Here is a 10026-nt window from a genome sequence, read left to right as displayed (position 1 = left end):
CCCGGCCGCATCTCCTGCGGCCGGGGGCTCCCGTCTGTCCGCGCGGTGTTGCACAAGCTGCCGGAGTCCGCCGAATAGTGGACACGAGCGCATCCCATTCGGACAAGAAGTAGTCAAAGAAATGTGAGGTATTTGTTAGTACACCGTCAATGTTGGTCATTCGGTGGCACGCTCTCCGCTCGTAACCCCCCACGGAACGAGCAACGGAGAACGCATGACCCCCCACATGAACACCCGTCGCGCCGCAGCCCTGGCCGCCGTGGCCGCGATGGTCGTCGTCGGCGTCCAGACCGGTGCGGCGAACGCCGCGCCGGACAACGGCAATGACGGCCCCTCCGCCTCTCGCAGCACCGTCCCGTTCGGTGCGAACAGCGCCTCGCAGCGCACCGCCGCCATCAAGTCGGCGCAGTCCGACGCCTCTTCGACCGCCGACTCCCTTGGGCTCGGCAGCCAGGAGAAGCTGATCGCCCGTGATGTGATCAAGGACGCCGACGGGACCGTCCACACCCGCTACGAGCGCACCTACGCCGGGCTCCCGGTCATCGGCGGCGACCTCGTCACCCACACCGCCCGCAGCGGAAAGCTCAAGGGCGTCACCAAGGCGACCAAGGCCCGGATATCCGTGCCGTCGACGGTGGCGAAGATCAAGACTGCGGCCGCGGCCCAGAAGGTGATCTGGGCGGGCGGCGGCAAGCCCGTCCTCGCCTTCGAGACCGTGAAGACCGGGGTGCAGAAGGACGGCACGCCGAGCAGGCTGCACATCATCACCGACGCGACCACGGGCAAGAAGCTCCAGAGCTACGAGGCGATCGAGACCGGCGTCGGCAACAGCCAGTACAGCGGCCAGGTCGACCTGACGACCACCGCGGCCGGTTCCGGTTTCGAGCTGACCGACGGCGACCGCGGCGGCCACAAGACGTACGACCTCAACCAGGGCGAGAGCGGCACCGGTGACCTCGTCACGGACGACGACGACACCTGGGGCGACGGCACCGGCAGCGACCGCCAGACCGCCGCCGTCGACGCTGCCTACGGTGCCGCGAAGACCTGGGACTTCTACAAGTCGGAGTTCGGCCGCGACGGCATCGCGGGTGACGGCAAGGCCGCCTACTCCCGTGTCCACTACGGCAACGAGTACGTCAACGCGTTCTGGGACGACAGCTGCTTCTGCATGACGTACGGCGACGGCGCCGGCAACAAGAGCGCCCTCACCGCTCTCGACGTCGCGGGCCACGAGATGAGCCACGGCCTGACCGCGGCCACCGCCAACCTCGACTACTTCGGGGAGTCCGGCGGCCTGAACGAGGCGACCAGCGACATCCTCGGCACCTCGGTGGAGTTCGCCGCCGACAACAGCACGGACGTCGGTGACTACCTCATCGGCGAGAAGATCGACATCAACGGCGACGGCACCCCGCTGCGCTACATGGACAAGCCGAGCAAGGACGGCGGCTCCGCGGACTACTGGGACAGCAGCGTCGGCGACCTCGACGTGCACTACTCCTCCGGCGTCGCCAACCACTTCTTCTACCTGCTGTCCGAGGGCAGCGGCGCGAAGACGATCAACGGCGTCGACTACGACTCCCCGACCATCGACGGCTCGACGGTCACCGGTATCGGCCGGGACAAGGCCGTCCAGATCTGGTACAAGGCCCTCTCCGAGTACATGACGTCGTCCACCGACTACGCGGCCGCCCGCACGGCGACCGAGAAGGCGGCGACCGACCTGTACGGGGCGGACAGCGCCGAGCTCGCGGCCGTCGACGCCGCCTGGAGCGGCGTCAACGTGAAGTAACCCCACTGCTGTACGCGGGAGCCGGTCAGCCCTTCGAGGCGGGCCGGCTCCTGCCGTACAGCCAGGTGTTCCACAGCTCCGTAAGATCCTGACCGGTCGTCTTCTCCACATAGGCGGTGAAGTCGGCAGTCGACGCGTTGCCGTGCCGGTGGGCCTTCGTCCAGCCCCTGACGAGCGCGAAGAAGCGCTTGTCGTCGTCCACGGCCTGCCGGATCTTGTGGATGACCATGGCCCCGCGCCCGTACACCGGCGCCCGCGAGATGTCCGCGGCGGTCGGCGGATCGGCAGGCGGAAAGGACCAGTTGTCGTCATCGTCGAAGGCGGCGTCGAACCGCTTCCGGACCGGGTTGCCCTCCTGGTCGTCCCCCCACAGCCACTCCGCATAGGTCGCGAAGCCCTCGTTGAGCCATATGTCCCGCCAGCTCTCGGGCGTGACGGAGTCCCCGAACCACTGATGGGCCATCTCGTGGACGAGCAGTCCGGCATCCGGCGGCCCCGGGAAGAACGGCCGGTTCTGGGTCTCCAGCGCATATCCGGCGTCTCCGGGACGCTCGACGATCGCGCCCGTGGTGGAGAAGGGGTACGGGCCGAAACGTTCCGCCTCCCATTTCACGACCTCGGGAATCCGGGCGAGAATCCGCGCGCTGTCCGCCGCCACCGCCGTGTCCGCGGCCGTGAACACCTTGATGCCGTCCGGGGTGGTCGACGTCTTCGTGTCGAAACGGCCGATGGCGACCGTCGCGAGATAGCTCGCCATCGGTTCGGCGATGTGCCAGTGGTACGTGGTGGTGGTGCCCGAGACGCTGCGGGATGCCGGCTCACCGTTGGAGACGGCCGTCAGGCCCTTGGGAACGGTCACGGTGATGTCGTACGACGCCTTGTCGCTCGGATAGTTGTTGCCGGGGAACCACGCCATGGAACCGGTCGGTTCACCGAGCGCGACCGATCCGTCCGCGGTCCTCAGCCAGCCCTCCTTCGACTTGTCGGGGTCGGTGAGGGTCTGCGGGGAGCCGGAATAGCTGACGACCGTACGGAACGTCCTGCCTTTGCGGAGCCGGCTCGCGACCTCGGCGTCGGGGCGCAGCGTCAGCTCGTGGCCCGCCCGGTTGACCGCGGCCGGGCGGCCCTCGACGGTCGCGGACTGCACGGTGAGCCCGGCGAGGTCGAGGTTGAAGGAGCTGAGGTCCTGGGTGGCGCGCGCGGTGATCGTGGCGGTGCCGCGCAGACGGTGGGAGGCCGGGTCGACGTCGAGGGCGAGGTCGTAGTGCGTGACGTCGTAGCCGCCGTTGCCGAGCTTCGGGAAGTACGGGTCGCGCAGACCGGCGGCGCCGGGGGTGCCTTCGACACCGCCGGTGCAGGCTGTGGAGGCCGTCAGAACCAGCAGGGCGAGAGCAGCGGCGCGTCCCGTGTGGCGTACAGATGTTCGCTGATCCACACCGGGGATCCTAAAGGCTGTCCGAAGGAGCAGCGGTTGCCTCCTCAGGGCGTGTCGGGTGACCTTCGATCGGAGAGCGGACGCGGCGTGGTGCGTGCGATTCCAAGGCGCCGGGATGGCCTCGGATGGGGTCTCCCCTGCTCCTTGAGAGCTTGGGGAAGGAGCTACTAGGCCATTTCGGCAACGCCGGAAGCGTGCGTGCCACGCCGCGTCCGCCCGATCAGAGGTCACCCGGCAGGCTCTCAGGGCGTGTCCTTCCGGACTCGCGGGGCCCGCGCCGCCGGGCCCCACCCGATCGTGTCGGCCCCCCGTCACCGGGCATGACACCATCGAACTGTGCTCGACATCGGCTACTCCCTCTCCCGACGCTTCCCCGATCCCCCACAGACCGACTACCGCCGCGCGGACGTCCACGCCCTGCGGCACGATCTGTTCTCCGGGGACGTCTACCTCGCGGACACCAAGGCGGACCGCGAAGTGTCCACAGCCTGGGGATGGGTGCCGGTGCTCGACTTCGCGTGGGCGCTGTGCGACATCGTCGAGCAGATCGACCAGGACCCGCGCGGCAACCGCTCGCACCGGCGGCAGTTCGCCGAGCTGGACTTCACCGAGTCGTCCGACCGGATGCTCTTCGAGCGCCGCTTCGGCTGGGTCGACGTCGAGGCCGACTGGATGCCCGGCGACGAGCCCCCGCTCACCTTCAACCATTCGCTGCTGCGCCGCGAGGCCCGCGACTTCCTGCACGATTTGATCGCCGACCTCGCCGACATGCACGAAGGGCTCGCCGACAACCCGGTGATCTGGGACCTCCAGGCCCGCTTCCCCCGTACCTGACCCGGCCCCGGCGGGCTACGCCTCCACCCGCACCCCGATCTGCGCCGCGAACGCCGGAGCCAGCTCCACCAGCTGTGCCGGGCTGATCACCGCACCCGCCAGCCGCTCCACCCCGCGGGCGATGTCCAACTCCGCGACCGTCCGCAGGTCCACCGACTCCATCCGTACGGAACTGAAGTCGGCCCGCTTCAGCACACAGTCACGGAACTCCACCCGCACCAGCTGCGCATCCCCGAAATCCGGCTCGGACAGCACACAGCCCTCGAACACCACGTCCTTCAACCGCGCCTTCCGCAGATTCAGGTAGTCGATCTTCCCGCCGCGCACCAGCACCCGCTCCAGCACCGCACCGTGCAGCTGCACCCCGCCCAGCCGTGCGTCCACCACCTCCACATCGCGCAGCGACGCCCCCGCGAGATCGGTGCCCACACCCCGCACGCCCGTCAGCACCGAGTCGATGAAACGGGCCCTGACCAGCTCCGTACGGTCCAGTGCACAGCCGTCCAACGCGCAGTCCATGAACCGGGCCCCCGGACCCGACTCGTCCGCGAGATCCGTCCCCTCGAACCGCACACCGTCGTAGTCCCCGTCGGGCTCCAGTCCCTCCCCGTCGTACGGCACGAGCGACGGCAGCCGCACCATTGGCCGCCGTGCCTCTGCGATCGTGTCCGTCTTCCTGCTGCTGCGTGCCATGCCCCCATCGTGACCCACCCCACTGACAACGCCCCCTCGCCGATGTCACAAACGCCGCCCGTGGGCCGTCCCGTACACGACAGCGCCCTTCAGCGAAGGAGACCGGGACCATGCAGCGCATCCACATCATCGGTGGCGGCCTCGCCGGATTCACCGCAGCGATCACCGCCGCCGAGTCCGGCGCCCTGGTGACCGTCCACGAGGCCCACCACACCCTCGGCGGACGGGCCAGGACCGCCGAAGGCCCGTACCGCACCAACGAAGGACCCCACGCCCTCTACCGTCGCGGGCCGCACTGGACCTGGCTCGACCGCCGCAACCTCCTGGGCCCCGTCGCCACCCTCCCGCCCCTCGAAGGCGCCCGGCTCCGCTTCCGCCTCGGCGGCACCCTGCGCCGCACCCCGCCCCTCGCCCTCCTCCGCCTCACCCGCCGCAGCGCCGAGCAGGCCCCCGTCGACACCGACTTCCACACGTGGGCCACCGGACAGGTCGGCGAGGCGGGCGCCCGCGCGGCTGCGCACTACGCCGCCGTCGCGCTCTACCACCACGACCCCGGTGCGCTCTCCGCCGCATTCGTCCAGGAACGGCTGCGCCGCGCCGCCGCGCTGCCGCCCGAGGCCCGCTACCCCGTCGGCGGCTGGGCCCAGGTCATCGACCGGATGGCGGCCCGCGCCTGGAACCTCACCGTCCGGATCGAGACGGCGGCGCGCGTCGACACCGACACCCTCGACACCCTGACCCGACAGGGCCCGGTGATCGTCGCCACCTCCCTCGACGCGGCCCGCACCCTGCTCCGCGACCCCTCACTGGCCTGGGACAGCGGCAGAACCGCCCTGATCGACCTGGCCCTGCGCACCCGGCGCGGCGACGCCTTCGCCGTGTCCGACCTCGACGCCCCCGGCTGGATCGAACGCTTCACCGCCCAGGACCGCACCCTCGCACCCGCCGGACAGCAGCTCGTCCAGGGGCAGTTCCCCCTCGCCCCCGGTGAGTCCAGGGCCATCGGCATCTCCCGCGCCGAGGAGCTGCTCGACCTCGGCTGCCCGGGCTGGCGCGGGCGCACCGTATGGCGGCGCGAGGCCCTCGCCTCCGGCCGCACCGGCGCGGTCGACCGGCCCGGCACCACCTGGCGCGACCGGCCCGCCATCGACCGCGGCAACGGCATCTACCTCGCGGGCGACCAGGTCGCCGCGCCAGGACTGCTCAGCGAGGTGTCGTTCAACAGCGGAATGGAGGCGGCGCTGCTCGCCCTCAAGGCTTCCGAGAACCGGACCACCCCCCGCACCTCCACGACGGGGCTTGACCTCAAGCAGGCTTGAGGTCGGCGGGTGGTCGCTCGGCCCCGAATCGACCGTCATCGTTCCCGCAGCCGCGGGCGGCATCGGCGCCTGATCGTGCGGTACGCCAAGGACACCGGGGCCACCGTCACCGGCCTCACCGGCGGCCCCGCCAAGGTCGCCGCCGTCCGGGCGAACGGCGCCGGCCTCGCCGTCGACTGCACCCTCCCCGGCCGGCTCCGCCCCACGGTCCAGCGCTTCCCACTCGCCGAAGCGGCTGCCGCCCACCGCGCCCTGGAGACCCGGGGGGTGATGGGCAAGGCCGTCCTGGTCCCGTAACCCGGCCAGGACCTACCGCCCGCCGCGCCTTTCCCCGAGCTGTTCCCCGAGCTTCGTCAACGCCCCGTCCGTCAGCCGGTACATCGTCCACTCCTCCTGCGGTCGCGCACCCAGCGACTCGTAGAACGCGATGGACGGGGTGTTCCAGTTCAGCACCGACCACTCCAGGCGCTCGTAGCCGCGCTCCACACAGATCCGCGCCAGCTCCGTCAGCAACGCCTTCCCGTGCCCGCCGCCGCGCCGCTGGGGACGTACGTACAGGTCCTCCAGGTAGATGCCGTGCACCCCCCGCCACGTGGAAAAGTTCAGGAACCACAACGCGAAGCCGACGACCTCGCCGTCGTCGTCCGACTCGGCGATGTGCGCATACGCGGCGGGCCGCTCGCCGAACAGCGCCTCGTGCAGCTGCTCCTCGGTGGCTTTCGCCTCGTGCAGGACATTCTCGTAGTCGGCCAGCTCACGGACCATGGCGTGGATGACGGGGACATCGGCAGGGGTAGCGGTACGAATCACGAGGGCAGCGTAAGCATGGGCTCGTACCCCGCTAACCCCGCCCCAGCAATTGACGTGCGATCTCCGCCTGGTTCGGCGCCAGCCGCCGCTCCCCGTCCGTCACAGCCCACAGACCGTTCTGCAGCAGCCGCCCCAGCGTCCAGGCCCGCGCCCGCCCCCGGTCGAGCCCCAGCACCTCCGTCATCAGGTCGAACCGCCATCGCACCGCCGCCGCGTCGAACCGATTGACCAGCGCCGGAAGCAGCTCGAACCCCGGATCGCCGACCAGCGGCTTCGGGTCGATGGCCACCCACCCGGCCTCCCCGTCGGCCAGCACATTTCCGTAATGCAGGTCCCAGTGCAGCAACCGGTCCCCTGGCTCCCCCGCGACCTCGCGCACCGCCGCCGCGCACTCTGCCAACAGCCGCCGCTCCTCCCCGTCCGCCAGCGCCGCCACCGCCCCGGGCACCGCCGCCGACATCCGGGCCGCCATGTCCCCCAGCTCCCGCAGCCCACAACCCGCCGGAGCGGGCACGGACGACAGCCGGGCCAGCAGTCCCGCCAGAATCCGCACCGCCTGCCGCTCGTCCGCCATCCCCATCAACGAGCGGCGCCCTTCCAGCCGCTCCAGCAACAGCGTCCCCGTCGCAGCGTCGTGATCCAGCAGCTCCACGGCTCCCGCGCCCGCCTCGCCCCACACCCGCAGCGCGACCGGCTCCCCCACCGTCTCCTCGTCCACCGGCTGAAGCTTCAACGCCGCCCGACGACCGTCCGCCACCCGCACCACCGGAAGCACCAGCGCGCACACCCCGTAGAACGCCTCGCCGTCCCGCCGGAGCCCCCACCGCTCCAGGAACTCGGCGGCCCGCCCCGGCAGCGCCGCGAGAAAGGCCCGCCCTGCCGCCCCGTTGTACTTGGACTGGGTGTCGATCAGCCCGTCCGGAATGTCAATCACGCGGACAATCGTAGAGCCGTGCATCAATCGGATATGACTCCGAGCAGCCCCGCCCCGCCCACCCGGCCGCGCACCGGCGCCGGCTCGTGGATCCGCAGCGCCGGCTCATGGGTCCGCAGCGCACCCGGCACCTACATCTGGCTGACCGCACTCTTCGTCACCACCGTCATCGTCCACCAGATGTCACCGGACTTCGAAGAGGACTTCCTGCGCCAGCGCTCGACCAACATCCACGAACTCTCCCAGGACCCCGTACGCGTACTCGTCACCAGCGCCCTCTGGATCGACGGCGGCCGTTGGGTTCCCTACGCCGTCCTCTACACCGTCTTCCACGCCCCTGCCGAACGCTGGCTCGGCACCCTGCGCTGGCTCGCCGTCGCCATCGCGGCCCATGTCCTCGCCACTTTTGTCAGCGAAGGCGTCCTGGCCTGGGCCATCCGACACGGACACGTACCGCCGGCCGGCGCCAACACGCTCGATGTCGGCGTCAGTTACGCGCTCGCGGGCGTCATCGCGGTCCTCACGTACCGCATCCCGGCGCCCTGGCGGTACGTCTATCTCTTCGCCGTGCTCGTCTTCTACGGAATCCCGCTCATCACCGGCCGCACCTTCACCGACCTCGGCCACTTCACCGCCGTACTCATCGGCCTGGCCTGCTACCCGCTGGCCTGGTCCCGGCACAGGACGAAAACCCCTCCGGCGCAGTAACGTCCCGCCCCAGAGAAAGTACGACCTCACTCACGGCTTCACACCGGACAAAGCAGGGGCAACATGAGCACCGTCAGCACGGTCAACGGCGGCATATCGTTCTGGTACGCGGACCAAGGCACCCCCATCCCCCGGGAACCCCTGCCCGGCAATGCCACCGCCGACATATGCATCGTCGGCGGCGGATACACCGGACTGTGGACCGCCTACTACCTCAAGAAGGCCGTCCCCTTCCTCAACATCACCGTCCTCGAAGCCAAGTTCTGCGGCTACGGCGCTTCCGGGCGCAACGGCGGCTGGCTGTACAACGGCATCGCGGGCCGCGACCGCTATGCCAAGCTTTACGGTCACGAAGCCGCCGTCCGCCTCCAGCAGGCGATGAACGACACGGTCGACGAGGTCGTCCGCGTGGCCGCCGAGGAGAACATCGACGCCGACATCCACCAGGGCGGTGTCCTCGAAGTCGCCTACACCCCCGCCCAGCTGGCCCGGCTCAAGGACTTCCACTCCGTCGAGATCGCCTTCGGCGAGAAGGACCGTGTCCTGCACGGCGCCCGCGAGACCGGCGAGCGCATCAACGTCACCGGAGCCGTGGGTTCCACCTGGACCCCGCACGGCGCCCGCCTGCACCCGGTCAAACTCGTCAAGGGCCTCGCCGAGACCGTCGAGGCGCTCGGCGTCACCATCCACGAGTCGACGCCCGTCACCGAGATCAAACCCAAGCAGGCCCACACCCCGTACGGCACCGTCCGCGCTCCGTACATCCTGCGCTGCACCGAGGGCTTCACCGCAAACCTCAAGGGCCTCAGGCGCACCTGGCTCCCCATGAACTCCTCGATGATCGCCACCGAGCCGCTCCCCCGGTCCGTGTGGGACACAATCGGCTGGGACGGCCGCGAAACCCTCGGCGACATGGCCCACGCCTACGTGTACGCCCAGCGCACCGCCGACGACCGCATCGCACTCGGCGGCCGCGGCGTCCCGTACCGCTACGGCTCAGGTGCGGCCCACTTCAATGACACAGCCCGTACCCAGGCCGCCACCATCGAGGCCCTCCGCGACGTCCTCGTCCGCCTCTTCCCCACCACCGGGGCCGCCCGCATCGACCACGCCTGGTCCGGCGTCCTCGGTGTCCCCCGCGACTGGTGCGCCACCGTCACCCTCGACCGCTCCACCGGTCTCGGCTGGGCCGGCGGCTACGTCGGTTCCGGCGTAGCCACCACCAACCTCGCCGCCCGCACCCTGCGCGACCTGATCCAGCAGGACTCCGGCCAGTCCGGCCCCACGGAACTGACCACACTGCCCTGGGTCAACCACCGGGTCCGCCGCTGGGAACCGGAACCCTTCCGCTGGCTCGGCGTCCACGGCATGTACGCCGCCTACCGCACCGCCGACCGTCGCGAACTCACGTCGCCCCGCCCTGGCACGGACCCCATCGCGAAGGCCGCGGACCTGCTGTCGGGACGGCACTGACCGGAAACGGACGGACACCCGCCAC

At 70.3% G+C, this 10026-nt stretch carries 9 protein-coding genes and 1 pseudogene; 6 read left to right on the top strand and 4 right to left on the bottom strand.

Features of this window, described 5'->3' with window-relative positions:
* Nucleotides 1–214 precede the first annotated feature (214 nt).
* Nucleotides 215–1795: a M4 family metallopeptidase gene (locus ABTZ94_RS18420; RefSeq protein ID WP_351202101.1), complete on the top strand. Its 1581-nt coding sequence runs from the start codon at nucleotides 215–217 to the stop codon at nucleotides 1793–1795.
* Between the two features lie 25 nt (nucleotides 1796–1820).
* Here the strand turns inward: ABTZ94_RS18420 and ABTZ94_RS18415 are convergent, their stop codons facing one another.
* Nucleotides 1821–3230 (bottom strand): M1 family metallopeptidase, encoded by a 1410-nt coding sequence (locus ABTZ94_RS18415; RefSeq protein WP_351202100.1) that lies wholly within the window; start codon nucleotides 3228–3230, stop codon nucleotides 1821–1823.
* 336 nt (nucleotides 3231–3566) lie between these two features.
* On the opposite strand from ABTZ94_RS18415, the gene ABTZ94_RS18410 reads away from it, so the two are divergent.
* Complete coding sequence (locus ABTZ94_RS18410) at nucleotides 3567–4064, top strand: hypothetical protein (protein WP_351202099.1); 498 nt, start codon at nucleotides 3567–3569, stop codon at nucleotides 4062–4064.
* Nucleotides 4065–4079: 15 nt separating this feature from the next.
* Here the strand turns inward: ABTZ94_RS18410 and ABTZ94_RS18405 are convergent, their stop codons facing one another.
* Nucleotides 4080–4757: a pentapeptide repeat-containing protein gene (locus ABTZ94_RS18405; protein ID WP_351202098.1), complete on the bottom strand. Its 678-nt coding sequence runs from the start codon at nucleotides 4755–4757 to the stop codon at nucleotides 4080–4082.
* A gap of 110 nt (nucleotides 4758–4867) precedes the next feature.
* Here ABTZ94_RS18405 and ABTZ94_RS18400 point away from each other — a divergent pair, with 110 nt between their 5' ends.
* Entirely contained in the window at nucleotides 4868–6076 is a 1209-nt protein-coding gene (locus ABTZ94_RS18400; RefSeq protein WP_351202097.1) for an NAD(P)-binding protein, read from the top strand.
* 16 nt (nucleotides 6077–6092) lie between these two features.
* A pseudogene (locus tag ABTZ94_RS18395) lies at nucleotides 6093–6373 on the top strand (zinc-binding dehydrogenase); the annotation flags it as partial.
* Nucleotides 6374–6385: 12 nt separating this feature from the next.
* Here ABTZ94_RS18395 and ABTZ94_RS18390 read toward each other — a convergent pair.
* Together ABTZ94_RS18390 and ABTZ94_RS18385 are read right to left on the bottom strand one after the other, a co-directional pair.
* Nucleotides 6386–6886 carry a GNAT family N-acetyltransferase gene (locus ABTZ94_RS18390; RefSeq protein WP_351202096.1) on the bottom strand — a complete coding sequence of 167 codons (501 nt, stop codon included), beginning with the start codon at nucleotides 6884–6886 and terminating at the stop codon, nucleotides 6386–6388.
* Nucleotides 6887–6917: 31 nt separating this feature from the next.
* Nucleotides 6918–7844: an aminoglycoside phosphotransferase family protein gene (locus tag ABTZ94_RS18385; RefSeq protein WP_502967265.1), complete on the bottom strand. Its 927-nt coding sequence runs from the start codon at nucleotides 7842–7844 to the stop codon at nucleotides 6918–6920.
* 9 nt (nucleotides 7845–7853) lie between these two features.
* Between ABTZ94_RS18385 and ABTZ94_RS18380 the strand changes: the two genes are divergently transcribed.
* Both ABTZ94_RS18380 and ABTZ94_RS18375 read left to right on the top strand, forming a co-directional pair.
* Nucleotides 7854–8528 carry a rhomboid-like protein gene (locus ABTZ94_RS18380; protein WP_351202094.1) on the top strand — a complete coding sequence of 225 codons (675 nt, stop codon included), beginning with the start codon at nucleotides 7854–7856 and terminating at the stop codon, nucleotides 8526–8528.
* A 63-nt stretch (nucleotides 8529–8591) separates the two neighbouring features.
* On the top strand, nucleotides 8592–10001 hold the full coding sequence (locus ABTZ94_RS18375; protein WP_351202093.1) for an NAD(P)/FAD-dependent oxidoreductase: 1410 nt from the start codon (nucleotides 8592–8594) through the stop codon (nucleotides 9999–10001).
* The last annotated feature ends 25 nt before the right edge of the window (nucleotides 10002–10026 follow it).

Source organism: Streptomyces sp. NPDC002785 (genome assembly GCF_040295565.1).
Lineage (GTDB): Bacteria > Actinomycetota > Actinomycetes > Streptomycetales > Streptomycetaceae > Streptomyces.
This window is presented reverse-complemented; position numbering and strand designations above follow the sequence as displayed.